Annotated in this window: 11 protein-coding genes; 4 read left to right on the forward strand and 7 right to left on the reverse strand. The window is 64.9% G+C overall.

Annotation, left to right across the window (positions count from 1 at the left end; translation table 11 throughout):
* The first annotated feature begins 19 nt into the window (after positions 1 to 19).
* Both LHU53_RS14685 and LHU53_RS14690 read left to right on the forward strand, forming a co-directional pair.
* Positions 20 to 544 (forward strand): hypothetical protein, encoded by a 525-nt coding sequence (locus tag LHU53_RS14685; RefSeq protein ID WP_227333405.1) that lies wholly within the window; start codon positions 20 to 22, stop codon positions 542 to 544.
* Positions 544 to 2,430, forward strand: coding sequence for a hybrid sensor histidine kinase/response regulator (locus tag LHU53_RS14690; RefSeq protein WP_227333406.1), 1,887 nt, complete (start codon positions 544 to 546; stop codon positions 2,428 to 2,430). Before LHU53_RS14685 ends, LHU53_RS14690 begins: the two co-directional genes overlap by 1 nt.
* Before the next feature lie 17 nt (positions 2,431 to 2,447).
* Here the strand turns inward: LHU53_RS14690 and LHU53_RS14695 are convergent, their stop codons facing one another.
* From LHU53_RS14695 to LHU53_RS14705, 3 genes are all read right to left on the reverse strand, one after another.
* Positions 2,448 to 3,311 carry a transglutaminase family protein gene (locus LHU53_RS14695; RefSeq protein WP_370632313.1) on the reverse strand — a complete coding sequence of 288 codons (864 nt, stop codon included), beginning with the start codon at positions 3,309 to 3,311 and terminating at the stop codon, positions 2,448 to 2,450.
* A gap of 214 nt (positions 3,312 to 3,525) precedes the next feature.
* Positions 3,526 to 5,685, reverse strand: coding sequence for an ATP-dependent helicase (locus tag LHU53_RS14700; protein WP_227333407.1), 2,160 nt, complete (start codon positions 5,683 to 5,685; stop codon positions 3,526 to 3,528).
* Positions 5,686 to 5,764: 79 nt separating this feature from the next.
* Complete coding sequence (locus LHU53_RS14705) at positions 5,765 to 7,123, reverse strand: HDOD domain-containing protein (protein WP_227333408.1); 1,359 nt, start codon at positions 7,121 to 7,123, stop codon at positions 5,765 to 5,767.
* A 137-nt stretch (positions 7,124 to 7,260) separates the two neighbouring features.
* Here LHU53_RS14705 and LHU53_RS14710 point away from each other — a divergent pair, with 137 nt between their 5' ends.
* Together LHU53_RS14710 and LHU53_RS14715 are read left to right on the forward strand one after the other, a co-directional pair.
* Positions 7,261 to 8,226: an AEC family transporter gene (locus tag LHU53_RS14710; RefSeq protein WP_227333409.1), complete on the forward strand. Its 966-nt coding sequence runs from the start codon at positions 7,261 to 7,263 to the stop codon at positions 8,224 to 8,226.
* 187 nt (positions 8,227 to 8,413) lie between these two features.
* Complete coding sequence (locus LHU53_RS14715; protein ID WP_227333410.1) at positions 8,414 to 9,208, forward strand: class I SAM-dependent methyltransferase; 795 nt, start codon at positions 8,414 to 8,416, stop codon at positions 9,206 to 9,208.
* A 70-nt stretch (positions 9,209 to 9,278) separates the two neighbouring features.
* On the opposite strand, the gene priA is transcribed toward LHU53_RS14715, so the two are convergent.
* From priA to LHU53_RS14735, 4 genes are all read right to left on the reverse strand, one after another.
* On the reverse strand, positions 9,279 to 11,435 hold the full coding sequence (priA, locus tag LHU53_RS14720) for a primosomal protein N' (RefSeq protein ID WP_370632324.1): 2,157 nt from the start codon (positions 11,433 to 11,435) through the stop codon (positions 9,279 to 9,281).
* Positions 11,436 to 12,005: 570 nt separating this feature from the next.
* Entirely contained in the window at positions 12,006 to 13,118 is a 1,113-nt protein-coding gene (gene hemE / locus LHU53_RS14725; protein WP_227333411.1) for a uroporphyrinogen decarboxylase, read from the reverse strand.
* A gap of 45 nt (positions 13,119 to 13,163) precedes the next feature.
* Positions 13,164 to 14,579, reverse strand: a complete 1,416-nt coding sequence (locus LHU53_RS14730) for an ATP-binding protein (protein ID WP_227333412.1) — start codon at positions 14,577 to 14,579, stop codon at positions 13,164 to 13,166.
* Positions 14,576 to 15,262, reverse strand: coding sequence for a response regulator transcription factor (locus tag LHU53_RS14735; protein ID WP_227333413.1), 687 nt, complete (start codon positions 15,260 to 15,262; stop codon positions 14,576 to 14,578). Before LHU53_RS14735 ends, LHU53_RS14730 begins: the two co-directional genes overlap by 4 nt.
* Between the last annotated feature and the right edge of the window lie 22 nt (positions 15,263 to 15,284).

The raw sequence follows: 15,284 nt of genomic DNA on the forward strand, positions 1-15,284 counted from the left end.
TTGAACAACAAGGAGTCAGGTGAAAACAAGCCGAGGCAAGGGTGTGGGTCGCTGGTTGTGCAGCATCGTTGGGATGATGCTGTGCCTGGGTGCCCAGGCGCAGGGCTTGGCCAAACCACAGGGCCCCATCGTTTTGACCGTGAGCGGCCAGATCACCCAGCGTAACTCGCCCCAGGGCGCGCAGTTTGACGCTGCCATGCTGCAAGCCTTGCCGGTGCTGAGCTTCACCACCCGCAGCCAGTGGCACAGCCAGCCGGTGATCTACTCGGGGGTGGCCCTGAAAACGCTGCTCAAGGCCGTGGGGGCACGCGGCAGCACGCTGCATCTGCACGCGCTGGACTATTTTGAGGCGCGGGTTCCCATGAGTGATGTCGGGCGTTACAACCCGATGGTTGCATTGCGCGCCGATGGTCGCTCGCTCAAGGTGCGCACCCTGGGGCCGGTCTTGCTGATGTACCCGTTTGACCAGTACCCCGACGAGCTGCATACCGACGTGTATTACAGCCGCAGTGTCTGGCAGCTCCAACGCATTGTGGTGGAGTGATGTCGCTGTCACCCCCTGAGCCGGTGACGAGCCCGCGCCGACACTGGTCGGGCTGGTTACAGGGCATTCAGAAACCCACCCGCTATCTGCTGCTGGTGGTGGCCGCTGCCACCCTGCTGGTGGTGGCCGGGTTGGGCTGGTTCCAATACCAGCAGATTGACCATGTCACCCGCGCCACCATCAAAGGCCAGGGCAATCTGGCCTGGGGTTTCTCCAAGCTGGAGCTGCAACTGGGCAACTACCAGGCCGCCTTGCGGGAGGTGCAGGGCCAGGGCAGCACGCCCAGGTTGCTGGAAGACCTGAGCAACCAGTACAACATCTTTGTCAGCCAGGTGCAGCTTTTGCAAAGCGTTGACATCGGCACGGTCATGCAATCGCGCCCGAGTTTTCAGACGGCGCTGGCAGCGGCCAATGCCCACATTGACCGGGCCGACCTGTACCTGACCGAGGTGCCGGCCTTTTTGGACCCCGCGGTGGCACGCCAGCTGTTTCAGGACAGCCAGGGGTTGCGCACCGAGGTACATCGCCTGGCGCTGGACGCCTACCATGTGGAAACCGCGCGCGCCACCGCCTCGCTGCAGGAGATCCGCCGCTTCACGCTGGTTTACGCGCTGACCTCGACGCTGCTGATTGTGTTGACCCTGGGCATGGGCTGGTTGACCATGCGTCGACTGGCCACGGCGAGTCGGCTGCAGCAGCAGCACAGCGCGTTTTTGCAAGCCAAAAAGGATATGGCCGAGTCGGCCAATGAGGCCAAGTCGCGCTTTTTGTCAGCTGCCAGCCATGACCTGCGCCAGCCCGCCCACGCGCTGGGTCTGTTCATGTCGCAGTTGCTGCCCATGCCGCTGGCACCGCCTGCACGCCACCTGGTGGACCGCGCCTTTGAGGCGGTGCGCGACATGCAGGTGATGCTGGACGGCATGTTTGACTTGTCCCGGCTGGACGCTGAGTCCACCCAAAGCCAGATCCGGCCGTTTGCCATCAACGGCGTGCTGACCTCGCTGCGCAACGGTTACGCCGCCGAGGCCAGCGCCAAAGGCTTGCGTTTGCGGGTGCGCCCGTGCAACGCCTGGGTCCAGAGCGACCCGGTGTTGCTGCAGCGTATTCTGCGCAACCTGGTCAGCAACGCCATCCGCTACACCCATCATGGCAGCGTGCTGGTGGCCTGCCGCCAGGCCGTAAACGCCGGGCAGTTGCACATCGAGGTGCGCGACAGCGGCATTGGCATGGCACCGCAGGACCACGAGCGGGTCTTTCAGGAGTTTTACCAGGTGGATAACCCGCAGCGCGACCGGCGCCAGGGCTTGGGTGTGGGTTTGAGCATCGTGCAGCGCTGCTGCCGCCTGCTGAATTTGCCGTTGACTTTGCGCTCCAACCTGGGCTGCGGCACCACCTACCGGCTGACCCTGCCTCTGGCCAGCCCCCGCCCCAGCGCAGCGCCTGAGCCGCTGGCAGGGGCGACGGGAAAAAACGATCTGGCCAATGCCACTGTGCTGGTGATTGAAGACGATGCCATGAACCGGGATGCGCTGGCCGGGTTGCTGGCCGCCTGGGGCTGCCAGGTGCGGGTGGCGCAAGACCTGGCCTCGGCGCAGGCGCTGTGCCAGGCCAAGCCGTGGCCGGATGTGATCGTCAGTGACTACCGTCTGGCGGGCAACCTGAATGGGCTGGACGTCATCCAGGCCTTGCGGGTGCAGTCCGGGCGCGACCTGCCTGCCTGTGTGATCAGCGGCGACACCCAGCCCCACGTGACCCAGCGGGTGCGCGAGGCCGGGCTGGTGCTGCTGAGCAAGCCAGTGCGCCCGGCCAAATTACGCGGGCTGCTGCGCCACCTGATCCATCCCGACATGGCGACGCGCGAGACACCACCCGCCCCGATCGGGTAGCGTGGCCGGGTCGCGGTTCAGGTGGGGCTGACTTCCTCGGCCCGGACGGTGAAACTGATCAGGGTGTTGGGCCCGAAGGTGCTGGCCAGCGCCACATCACAGGCATCACGCCCGCGTGCCATCAGCACCCGGCCAATGCGCGGCGTGTTGTTGCGGGCATCGAAGGTGTACCAACGGTCGCCCAGATAGGCCTCGAACCAGCCGGCAAAATCCATCGGCGCCGGTATCGGCGGGATGCGGATGTCGCCCAGGTAGCCGGTGCAGTAGCGCGCCGGAATGTTCATGCAGCGGCAAAAGGCAATCGCCAGGTGGGCATAGTCGCGGCACACCCCCTGGCCTTCCTTGTAGGCCTCCCAGGCAGTGCGTGTGCGCCGGGCGTGGTGGTAGCCAAACTCGATGTGCCGGTGGACAAAATCGCAAATGGCCTGCACCCGTGCCCAGCCGGTGGGGCCGTGGCCAAACAGTTGCCAGGCGGTCTCGGACAGCTGATCGGTCTCGCAGTAGCGGCTGCCCAGCAGGTACACCAGCGTTTCTTCGGGCAACTGTTCCACCGGCACCTGCATCGCCCATGGCGCCACCACATCCGGCAAGCCGCTGTCGTTGATCAGCGCATCGGTGCTGACCACAAAGCGGCCCGGCGGCGCCACGATGCGGCTGCACCAGTTGCCAAACATATCGTGGTAAGCCGTCACGGGGACGGGCGGGTGGGTCACCAGCCGGTCCGGGCGCACCAGGTCGGCTGCGCGCGAATGGTGCACGTGCAGCGCCAGGATCATGGGGGTGGGCGCCGGGCAGTCGTACACCATCTCAAAACCCAGGCGCATTTGCAAGGGCGGCGGCTGGCTGGCTGGCGAGAAAAGGGGGCTCAGGTCGTCGTTCATGGTCGTCTCAGGTAAGGGTTAGCCGGGGCGGAGCCGGATTTTCAGGACGCCACACTGTAAAAACGCACCGGCCAGCGGTCTGTGCGCTGGCGAACAGGGTCACGGTGGATGCACGCGAGAACTGTGCCAAGGTGCACCGGGGCCGCGCGCCCGGTGTTGACCCTCTATCGCGCCGGGCGCGGGTTGGGCGGGCTAGCGTGGACCCATCAGCGTGTCAGGGGCGCGTCTGCGCCCGTGCCGCTGCGCCGTCGGCGGCCTTCTGGGCAAATTCGGCGCGCAGGGCCTTGAGTTTGGCGCGTGGGTCTTCTTTGACGGTGGCCTGGTCCAAGCCCATTTCTTCAATGAACCGGCTGGGTTGGGCCTGCACCATCTCGCGGCCCTTTTTGCGTTTGCGGGTCCAGCTCACCGCCAGGCTGCGCTGGGCGCGGGTGATGCCCACGTACATCAGGCGGCGTTCTTCCTGCAGGTGGGTGGTCAGCGACGCGTTGGCGGCTTCCATCGCCTGGGCTTTCTGCAGCGCGCTGGTCGGTCCGGCCGATTCGGCGTCGGGGTTGTCGCGCAGCTTGAAGGGCAACATGCCCTCGGTCACGCCGACCAGCATCACATGCGGCCACTCCAGTCCTTTGGAAGCGTGCAGGGTGGAGAGTGTGACCACGTTCTGGTCTTTTTCCTGCTCGGAAATGGTCGACAGCAGTGACACGGTCTGCGCCACCTCCAGCAGCGACTTGACTTCTCCGACCGCGTTGACACCCGAGGCGTCGTCGATCTGCCCGCCGCAGCGCCCACTCATCCAGTCGATGAAGTCGAGCACATTGCTCCAGCGGGCGTTGGCCACCTGTTCGCTGTCTTCCCCGTCGTACAGGTATTGCTCGTAGCCAATGTCTTTGAGCCAGTCCATCAGAAAGCTTTTGGCGGCCTCGGCACCCAAGGTGTGGCGCGCGCGGAACTCCAGGTCGTTGACCTCGCGGCCAAACTCGTGCAGGCTGCCCAGCGCCTTGCCCGAGATCACGCTGCTCAGGCTCGACGAGAACAAGGCACCAAACATGCTAAGTTTGTAGCGCGACGCAAAGTCGCCCAGGTGCCCCAGCGTCTGGTGGCCAATGCCGCGTTTGGGCGTGGTCACCGCGCGCAAAAACGCCGGGTCGTCGTTGTTGTTGATCCACAGCCGAAACCAGGCGCACAGGTCTTTCACCTCGGCGCGGTCGAAGAAGCTGGTGCCACCTGATACCTTGTACGGAATCTGCGCTTTGCGCAGTGCTTTCTCAAACGGTTTGGCCTGGTGGTTGGCGCGGTACAACACGGCAAAGTCGCGCCATTCCTTGAACTGCGGCCCGGCGTGGGGCAGGCCGTTGGCCCGCAGGCTCTGGATACGCGCCACGGCGCGTTCGGCCTCGTGTTCTTCGCTGTCGGCATCGACCACCCGCACCGGCTCACCTTCGCCGAGGTCACTCCACAGGTTTTTCGGGAACAGCTTGGGGTTGGGGCCAATCACATTGTTGGCCGCGCGCAGGATGGCGGAGGTGGAGCGGTAGTTTTGCTCGAGCTTGATGACTTTGAGGTTGGGGAAGTCGATCGGTAACTTCTTCAAGTTGTCCAGCGTGGCACCGCGCCAGCCGTAAATCGACTGGTCGTCATCCCCCACAGCGGTGAAGCGCGCCTGCTCGGGGCCGTTGCCACCCACCAGCAGTTTGAGCATCTCGTACTGCGTGGCATTGGTGTCCTGGTACTCGTCCACCAAAAAATGACCCGCCAGCCCTTGCCACTTCTGCCTGACCTGCTCGTGTTGTTGTAGCAGTTTGAGCGGCAGGCCAATCAGGTCGTCAAAGTCCACCGCCTGAAACGCGGCGAGCCGTTCTTCGTAATGCGCCATCACGCGGGCGATGATGCGCTCGTTGTCGTTGGCGGCAGCAGCGAAAGCGCTGGCCGCGTTGAGCCCCTGGTTTTTCCACAGGCTGATGGTCCATTGCCAGCTGCGCGCGGTGGCCGCGTCAACACTGCCTCCAGCGTCCTTGAGGATGCTGGTGACATCGTCACTGTCCAAAATCGAAAACTGCGGTTTGAGCCCCAGCACCGCGCCGTCTTCACGCAGCAGCCGCACGCCCAGCGCGTGAAAGGTGCAGATCACCACGTCTTTGGCGGCCCGACCAATCAGCCCCTTGGCGCGCTCGCGCATTTCGGCGGCGGCCTTGTTGGTGAAGGTGATCGCAAAAATGCGTTTGGCTGCCACGCCGGACTGGATCAGCCGACCAATCTTGTGCGTGATCACCCGCGTTTTGCCCGAGCCCGCCCCGGCCAGCACCAGGCAGGGCCCGTGCAGGTAGTTCACCGCGTCCTGCTGGGCGAGGTTGAGACCGGTATTGAAGGAGGTGGACATGGGGGAGAAACGCGCAGAAGGGGGCGAATCATACCCAGATGCCAACCGCGGGGCTTGGCGGCCGCGTACACCAGTGCACTCAGTTTTTCTGCGCCTGTGCCATGTTGGCGCTGGCCCACTGCCAGGCTTGTTCAGAGGTTTCGCTCACGCTGGGCTGGCCTTCAGCGGGCTGTGCGAACGGGCTGGCTGCGTCGGCGGCGTGGCTTTCCAGGCTTTGCACCACCTGCAGATAAGGCGCCCACGGGCCGCTGTTGTCGAGCAGTGCCTGGCGACCCTGGGCGTTCAGGTTGAGGGTCGCCACCACCTCCTGGCGGCTGATGCCCAGCAGCGGTCCCAGCATGGAGGCCAGCCCAAGTGCAAACAACTGGCCGGGTGCCGGCTGTTGCTGCTGAATGGCCAACAGCTCCAGCAGCCGGGCGCGCCACAGCGCCACCTCTTGCAGCGCCAGGCTGGTGCGGCGCTTGCTGGAGGCGCCCAGCAACAACATGGACAACCAGCGGTACAGCTCGTTGCGCCCCAGCAATTGCACGGCTTGCTCGACACTGTCGCAGTCCTGCAGGTGGGACAGCTCAGCGGCTTTCAGGCGTTTGAGTAGCCTGAAGGACAAACCGACATCGCCCTTGATGTGTTCCACCAGGGCTTGTGTGGACGCGCCGTTGATGATCATTTGAAGCAGCGTGGCGATGCGGCGCGCCTGCGGTGGCAGCGGCAGCACGTCGCTGGGGGTGGCAGGCGTGCGCTGGACCAGCGCACCGCAGACATACGCGATGCCACTGGACAGCGCCAGCTCCAGGTCTTCCAGGTGCCCGACATCGGTGAGCACCTTGGGCAGGTTCAGCAGATCGCCTGGCCAGTGCGCGATGGGTGCCAGCACCGCGTCCATGTCCTGGCTGCCTTGGTGCAGCAGCACAAAGTCTGGCTGGAGCGCCAGCACCAAGTCAGCTGCCCAACCAACGCGGGCACCGGCCTCGCGCAAAGCCACGATGGCGGGCAGCCATTCGCTGCTGTCAGCCTGGGTGGGTGTGGGCGACTCCAGCGCCACCATGACCCCCGGGCCCACCTGCGCCGCCATCTTGGCTTGCAGCCAGTGGGCGGGCAGTCGGGCCAGCCCCAGGCGCTGGTCAACCGCGGTGAGGCGCGCCGACGCCAGCACCGCTGTGGCATAAGCGGCTTGTGCGCCAGGGTTGGGCGCACGCGCCAAGCGCTGGCGCACATCCTGATGGACGCGAAACTCAAAACCCACCACGCCGCCGCTGGCCGCGATGATTGGGCGGCGCGCGCCCAAGCCCGCCGGTGATACCCCGTGGCCCTGCGTGGCAGGCGCGGCAGAGGCGTCGGCCACTGGCGCTGTGGCAGCAACGTGGTGGGGCGCAGCACGGCTGACGCCTTGGGGTTGGCCGCGCAGGCGGTTCCATGCCTGGGTAAGAAAAGAAGCCATGGGTCAATGCGCAAAAGCGGCCATCATATCGGCCTGACCGTGCCACACCCCCTGACGGGTTCGGCCGGTGTGCGGCCGCTGCCCGAGCGGGCTGGTGCGCTGGCGGGCGCGTTCAGTGGCCCGACGACAATTCACCTGTGCTGCACATTTTCACCCTCACCTTCCCCTTTTTCGCGCTGGTGCTGTGCGGTTACCTGGCGGCGCGTGGGCGGCTGCTGCCCTTGGACGTCATCGCCGGGCTGAACGGGTTTGTGCTGTTTTTTGCGTTGCCGTGTATGTTGTACCGCTTTGGTGCCAACACGCCGATTGGCCAGTTGCTGGACCCATGGGTGGCGCTGGTCTGGTTGCTGTGCGGGCTGATGTTGGTGGCTGTCACCGTGGCCACCAGTTTGAGCGCGCGCATCGGCTGGAACGACGCGGCCTTTGGCGCGCTGGTGGCGGCGTTTCCCAACTCAGGCTTCATGGGGGTGCCGCTGCTGGTGGCGCTGCTGGGCGCGCAGGCCGCGGGGCCTGCGATTTTGACCATGGTCATTGACATGATCGTCATCACTTCACTGTGTATTGCGCTGTCCCGGCTCGATGGCGCTGACGAGAACGGTGTGGCCAAGGCGCTGAAAAATGCCCTCAAAGGTGTGCTGACCAACCCGATGCCGTGGTCGATTCTGCTCGGTGCGCTGGTGCCGGTGCTGGGTTTTGAGTTGACTGGACCGGTGATGAAAGTGGTGGACATGCTGGCCGATGCCGCGTCGCCGGTGGCGCTGTTCACCATCGGTGCGGTGCTGGCGCGTTCGCACATGCTGGCGGCGGCGGGCCAGGCGCCCGTGCCGCTGCTGCGCGACTACCTGCCGGTGGCTGTGACCAAGCTGCTGCTGCACCCGCTGTTGGTGCTGGGGCTGGGGTCGCTGCTGATGCATCTTGGGCTGCCGCTGGCGCCCTCGACGCTGACGGTGATTGTGCTGGTGGCGGCGCTGCCCAGTGCCAGCAATGTGTCGCTGCTGGCGGAGCGCTTTGGCGCGGACAACGGGCGGGTGGCGCGCATCATTCTGGTCTCCACCGCGGCCGCATTCGTGACGTTTTCGCTGGCGGTGGCCTGGTTGCAGTGACCAGATCGGCGCCCTGGCGCGCGTCGTCGCCATTTGGGTCGCTGGATGACCTCGATTGGCAGCTGGATGGCCCGGGTATGTCGCAAATACCTGACACAACTCAAGTAACCCGGCCTCAGAAGCGGGTAACCTGACGCTTTATCAACTGCAGAGCATCGTCGATCAGTGTTGATCGCAAAGGAAAAAAATGTTCCCCTGGATGACCTATACCGTGTTGGGTGTCGTAGCGGCATTGGCCAGTTTTGCCCTCTTCTTCTTTGTGCTGACGCGCGGCACCCTGCTGGTGCGGGCCGCCATGGGGCGCATGCAGCACGCATCGGCCCATGTTTACCCGCTGTATTCGAATATGCGGCTGATCCGGATTGTGGATTTTCAGCCAGTGATTGCCGCCATCCTGCTGTTTCAGTACAGCAGCCTGGTGTCGGTCATTACCCACGGGCTCAAACGCACCGACCTCAAGGGCAAGAAGGTGCTGATCACCTCTTGCGCGTTTGGCAATGTGATGCCACGCGTGGTTAAGGCGGCTGTGAGCGCCGGGGTGGCGAAGGTGGTGGTGACTGACCTCATCCAGAACGAACTCGACCACGCCAAAGGCAAGCTGGCCGCCTACACCGGCAAGATTGACTACTTTCGCGACAACGCCGTGGCCATGAAGCAGGCGGACAGCTCGGTGAGCGCCAACGTGATCTTTTTCCTGCTGCATGAGTTGCCGCACCACCTGAAGATTGACGCGTTGAACGAAGCCATGCGGGTGCTGCAGCCGGGCGGCAAGCTGTACCTGGCCGAGTTTCACCGGCCCCGGCCTTGGCTGCTGCGGATGCTGAGCTGGACGTATTTCAAGGTGTTTGAGCCCTATGGCCTGGCCCTGTGGGACACCCATGACCCGGTGCGGCAGTTGCAGGCCATGCCGGGCGTGACGTGCGAGCGGCACACCGTGTTTTTTGGCAATTTCCAGGTGATTGTGGCCACCAAAGCGGCCTGACGCCTCGACCGAATGGACCCCGGGTCAAGCCCGGGATGACCGCCAGTCATGACGGCGGCGCAATGTCACGTTAAATCAGCAGCGGATCCACATCGATGGCCCAGCGCAGCAGGCCTTTGCACTGCGGCTGGCTGCGCATCGCGTGCAGGGTCGGTTGCCAGGCGTTCAAAAAGCGTTGCAAGGCCGCGCGCGAGGGGCTTTCCAGCAGCATCTGGGCACGCTCCACATTGGCCACGCGCTGGATGCTCATCGGTACCGCCGGGTAGAGCGTGATGTGCTCGCGCCAGGGCGCCAGCTCGGGCAGGCCGTCGCAGGCGCTGCTGGCGCTGTTCAAAAAGGCCTGGGCGGCTTCTTGTGTGCGGGCGTCGGCGCGCACCAGGGCCTGGAAGCTGAACGGCGGCATGCCCGCCTGTTGGCGCTCCACCAGCTGCGAGGCGGCAAAGGCCGGGTAGTCATGTTGCTTGAGCGTCTCGTAGAGCGGGTGCGTCGGGTGAAAGGTTTGCACCCACATCTCGCTGCGGCTAGTGTTGCTGGCGTCGCGCCCGGCGCGCCCGGCCGCCTGCATCAGCAGACCAAACAGCCGCTCGGGGGATCTGAAGTCGCTCGAGAACAAGGCGCCATCGGGGTTGATGGCCGCCACCAGGGTGATGCGGCGAAAGTCGTGGCCCTTGGCAATCATCTGGGTGCCCACCAGCACATCGACCTCGCCCGCATGCACCTGTGCCAGCTGGCTCTCCAGTGAACCTTTGAGTTTGGTGGTGTCGGCGTCGATGCGGGCAATGCGCACCGCGCTGCCGTCGGGGCGACGCATGTCACTGAGCAACAGCGCGAGTTGTTCCTCCAGCCGTTCGGTGCCGCGCCCCACTGGCGCGATGTCCAGGCTGCCGCAGTCCGGGCAGGCGCGGGGCACCCGTTCGGTAAAACCACAGTGGTGGCAGCGCAGCGTGCGGTCGATCTTGTGAAAGACGCGAAAGGCGCTGCAGTGCGGGCAGTTGCTTTTCCAGTCGCAGTCGGCGCAGCTCAGCACCGGGGCGTAACCGCGCCGGTTCAGGAACACCATGCTTTGTTCACCGCGTGTGATGCGCTGGCCAATGGCGTCGAGCAGCGGTGGCGAGAGTACACAGCCTTTGGGTTGGTGGTTCATGTCCACGCGCCGCACCAGGGGGAGCAGGGCGTTGGCACCCACGCGGCTGGGCATCTCCAGCCGCAGGTAACGCCCACCCTCCGCTGCCGGGCGGCTGTGGTACCAGCTCTCCAGCGACGGCGTGGCCGAGCCCAGCAGCACCTTGGCGCCGTCCAGCCGGGCGCGGTACACGGCCAGGTCGCGCGCCGAGTAGCGTGCGCCATCCTGGCTTTTGTAGCTCGGGTCGTGTTCCTCATCGACGACGATCAGTGCCAGGTGGGGCATCGACGCAAACACCGCCATGCGGGTACCCAGCACAATGCGCGCCTGCCCGCTGTGCGCCGCCAGCCAGCTGGCCAGCCGCTGCGCCGGGGTCAAACCACTGTGCATCGACACCACCGCGTCCTCGCCATATTGGGCGCAAAAACGGGCCTTGAAACGTTCTTCGAGCTGCGGCGTCAGGTTGATCTCGGGCACCATCACCAGCGCCTGGGCACTGTCCGAGCCCGCCAGCAGGTCGGCCGTGCAGCGCATGAACACCTCGGTCTTGCCACTGCCGGTGGCGCCAAACAGCAGGAACGGCCCGGATTGGGCATGGAATTGGTCGAGGGCCTGCGTTTGCTCGGGGGTGAGGGCGACCAGATCAGGCGTGGTCAGGGGGCTGTCGGGAGGCGCGTGGTCCGCTGGTGATGCCTCTGGGCAGGCGGCGCTGGTGGTGCCATGGCTCACCTTGGCGGCCTGGGCCTTGCTCAGGTTCGCCGCTTTCTTTTTGAGGCGCCGGGCCAGTTGCACGCTGCTGAGGTCGCGCAATTGCGGTGGCAGCGCAGCCAGCGCCACTTCACCCGCTGAGCGCTGGTAGTAGCTGGCAGCAAAGCTGATCAGGGCGCGCCAGCTCGCGCTCAACGGGGCCAGCGCGTCCAGCGCGGCGGCGATCGGGCGCAGCTTGGCCGGGTCGAGGGTGTTTGGGGTGGCTGCGTCGGCGGCTGCGGGTTGGCCGGGCGGTTCCCACACCACGCCCAGCAGTTCGCGTTGCCCCAGTGGAACCCGCACCAGCGTACCAGCGGGCAGCGGTTGCGCGCTCAGGTAGGTCAGTGCCCCGGCCATCTGGCTGTAGGCCGGGGTGTGGACCAGCACAGCGATCTGGATGTTGACCTGCGGGTCGGTTTGGGGTGGTTTGTTCAAGTGAACTTGCGGAATGGAGCTTAAGTCGTTGATTTTGAGGGCTTTTGAAGGTCATCCAAGTTTTCTGTGGATAACTTTGTTGATAGGTCGTCAATAGTGGCCGCCAGCCCTTGTAAATCAAGGCCTTTGTTAGCCTGCCCAAAAATGAAGCAAAAATTAAAATCTATATAAAACAACCACTTGCGATTGCTATTTGTTTGGTAGTGTCTTTGGGGGCGGTGTCGCCGGTTCCAGTTTGGCTACACCAAATTTGTGCATAAGTAAGCAAAAATTTTGCAATTGGGTGGGTCAAAACTGCTTGAAAAGTGCTAGGCGGCCAGGCAAGCCTAACGTGGAAACGCGATGCGGTCATCCCGCTGGTCATGCCGGGCCACGACCCGGCATCCATGACTTCGAACGGCCAGGATGGCAGGTGCTGACACCCCGGACGCGATCCGGGGCCGCCATGACAACCATGTTGCATCCGCCGCGATGACGGCTCAGCCAGGGCCGTTAACAGGCGCCGCGCATCAGGCGCGAGTGTTTGTGCACCGCTTCCACCAGCGCAGCCACGTGTTCGGGCGGGGTGTGCTGGCTGATGCCGTGGCCCAGGTTGAAGATGTGGGTGGGTCCAAAGCCCGGGCCGCTGTGGGGTGCGCCAAAGGCATTGAGCACCTTGATGACTTCCGCTTCAATCTTCTCTGGCGGGGCAAACAGCACGTTCGGGTCCAGGTTGCCTTGCAGCGCCTTGCTGCCGCCCGCAATGATGCGGGCCTTGGTCAGGTTGGCGGTCCAGTCCAGGCCGAGTGCGTTGCAGTCAAGCTGCTCCATCTCGTCGAGCCACAAGGCGCCGCCTTTGGTGAAGACGATGCTCGGGATGGTGGCGCCATCCCAGGTTTTGTGCAATTTGGCCAGCACACGGCGGGTGTAGGCCAGGCTGAACTCCTGGAAGGCGCCGTCGGCCAGCACACCACCCCAGCTGTCAAACACCATCACCGCTTGTGCACCGGCTTCAATCTGGGTGTTGAGGTACAGCGCCACGGCGTCGGCGTTGATTTCCAGAATGCGGTGCATCAGGTCCGGGCGGCTGTACATCATGGTTTTGACCAGACGGTAGTCGTCGCTGCCTGCGCCTTCGACCATGTAACAGGCCAGGGTCCAGGGGCTGCCGGAAAAACCGATCAGCGGCACCCGACCATTGAGCGCCTTGCGGATCGAGGTGACTGCGTCAAACACATACTGCAGCTTGGCCATGTCGGGCACTTCCAGCTTGGCCACGGCGGCTTCGTCACGCACGGCGGTCGCAAACTTGGGGCCTTCACCCAGCGCAAACGACAGACCCAGGCCCATCGCATCGGGCACGGTCAGGATGTCGCTGAACAAAATCGCCGCGTCAATCGGGAAACGGTCCAGCGGCTGCAGGGTGACCTCGGTGGCGTAATCCACATTGGTGGCCAGGCCCATGAAACTGCCCGCCTTGGCGCGGGTGGCCCGGTATTCCGGCAGGAAGCGCCCGGCCTGACGCATCATCCACATGGGCGTGTAGTCAGTCGCCTGGCGCATACACGCGCGCAGAAAGGTGTCGTTCTTGAGGGGGGCGAAGGTGGGGGTGGAGGAGGTAGTCATGGCCGAATTGTCGCATTCTGTCGTGTCAGGTTGACACTTGTTGCATCAAATTTGGGCAGCTCGTTGATCTGGCGCAACTGGCCAGATCACGGTGACGCTCAGGCCGCCCAACGCCGAAACACCCGTGTGCACCTGCGCCTGGTAGACCTGGGCAATGCGCCGCACGATGGACCAGCCCAAGCCGCTGCCGCTTTGGGTGGTGCCCAGGCTGCGGAAAAAGCGTTCGCCCAGGCGCGCCCGCTCCGCCTCTGGCAGCCCCGGGCCGCTGTCGTCCACCTGCAACACCACCTGTCCTTTCGCAACGCTCACGCTGAGCGATACGCGGGCGCCATCGGGGCTGTAGCGCAAGGCGTTGTCGAGCAGGTTGCGCACCAGCACGCCGGTGAGGGTGTCGTCAGCGGTGATCAGCGCGGGCTGCGGGGCGTCCAGCTCCAGCGTCTGGCGCCGTCCCAAGGCCAGCGGTGCCAGTTGGGCGGCGGTGCGCTGGGTGATGGCGGTGAGGTTCACCACACCGGCCACGGCTTGGCCGCCTGCAGCTTCCAGCCGGGACAAGGTCAGCAATTGCGTGACCAGGTGCGTGGCGCGGTCGCAACCCTCCAGCGTTTGGCGCAAGGCCTGGGCGCGTTGGGCGTCGTCGTCACCGGCGCCCAGCGCCACTTGCGCCTGGGCGCGGATGGCAGCGATCGGGGTGCGCAACTCGTGGGCGGCGTCGGCGGTAAAGCGCCGTTCGGCGTCAAGCACACCGCCCATGCGCTCAAACAGCGCGTTGAGCGATTGCACCACCGGTGCGATGTCGGTCGGGGTGTCGGTCATGGCCAGCGGCTCCAGCGCCTGTGGCTGGCGCCGGGACAGCGCCTGGCTCAGGCTGCGCAGCGGCTTCAGCCCCTGGCGCACCGCCAGCCAGCCCAGCACGGCCAACACCGGCAGGGCCCATAACAAGGGCTGCAGCACGCCTTGTAAAACGGCCCACAAAATGGATTGGCGTGACTTGATTCTTTCACCCACAAAGACCTGGACATCGCCCTCGTTGCCCTGGGCGCCAAAGACCCGCCACGCCTGGCCGTCGGGGAAACGCACCGTGGCAAAGCCGCGCGCCTTGGTCGACATGGGGGCCTCGGGCGCGTTGCTGGAGTGCAGCGTCAGCTGGTCTTCATGAAACACCTGAAACGCCACGCGGGTGGCGTATTTGTGCAGGGTGGGTGCGCCGGGATGGTCGTCCTCCTCCTCGTCAATACGCCTGCCGCGGGACCGGGCCCCCTCGTCGCGGTGCTCGCCAACCTCCTGCTGTGCCACCAGCAGCGCGGCCGACTGCGCCAGGTGGGCGTCGAGCAACTCATCAAGCTCGTCGCGGGTATCGACCCAGGTGAGCGCCGCTGCCGATACCCACACCACCGAGATCATGACCAATAGCAGCGCCAGCAGACGCGCCTGCAGCGAGCGCAAGCGCGTGAACAGTTTCATGCCACGGGGCCGCAGAGCGGGTCTTTGGCGGCAACCAGGGTGTAGCCCACGCCGCGCACGGTCTGGATCAGGTCGGCCTGCAGTTTTTTGCGCAGGTGGTGGATGTGCACCTCCACCGCGTTGCTTTCCACCTCATAACCCCAGCTGTAGAGCTGCTGCTCCAGCTGTTCGCGCGACATGACGCGCTGGGCGTTGAGCATCAGCACGTGCAGCAGGTCGAACTCGCGCATCGACAGCGTCACAGGTTGCCCCGACAGCGTGACCGTACGCGCCGCCAGGTTGATCTGCAGGGCGCCACAGGTCAGCAGGTCCTGCGTGTGCCCGTGGGCGCGGCGCACCAGCGAGCGCAGGCGCGCGCCCAGCTCAAACAGGTCCACCGGTTTGACCACATAGTCGTCGGCACCGAGGTCGAGCCCCTTGATGCGGTCTGGCACGGCGTCACGCGCGGTCAGCACCAGCACCGGCAGGTTGATTTTTTGCCGCCGCAGGGATTGCAGCACGTCCAGCCCGTCTTTCAGGGGCAGGCCCAGATCGAGCACAGCGGCCTGGTGGTTGCCGCAGGCGATTTCGCGCTCGGCGGCCAGGCCGTCACGCACCCAGTCCACCAGAAAACCCTGCTGGCGCAGGCCCGCGCGTAGCCCGTCGCCAAGCAGGGGGTCGTCTTCGGCTAGCAGGATGCGCATGGTGTGGGTCGGGCGTTTGCGG

This window comes from Rhodoferax sp. U2-2l (genome assembly GCF_020594515.1).
GTDB lineage: Bacteria > Pseudomonadota > Gammaproteobacteria > Burkholderiales > Burkholderiaceae_C > Rhodoferax.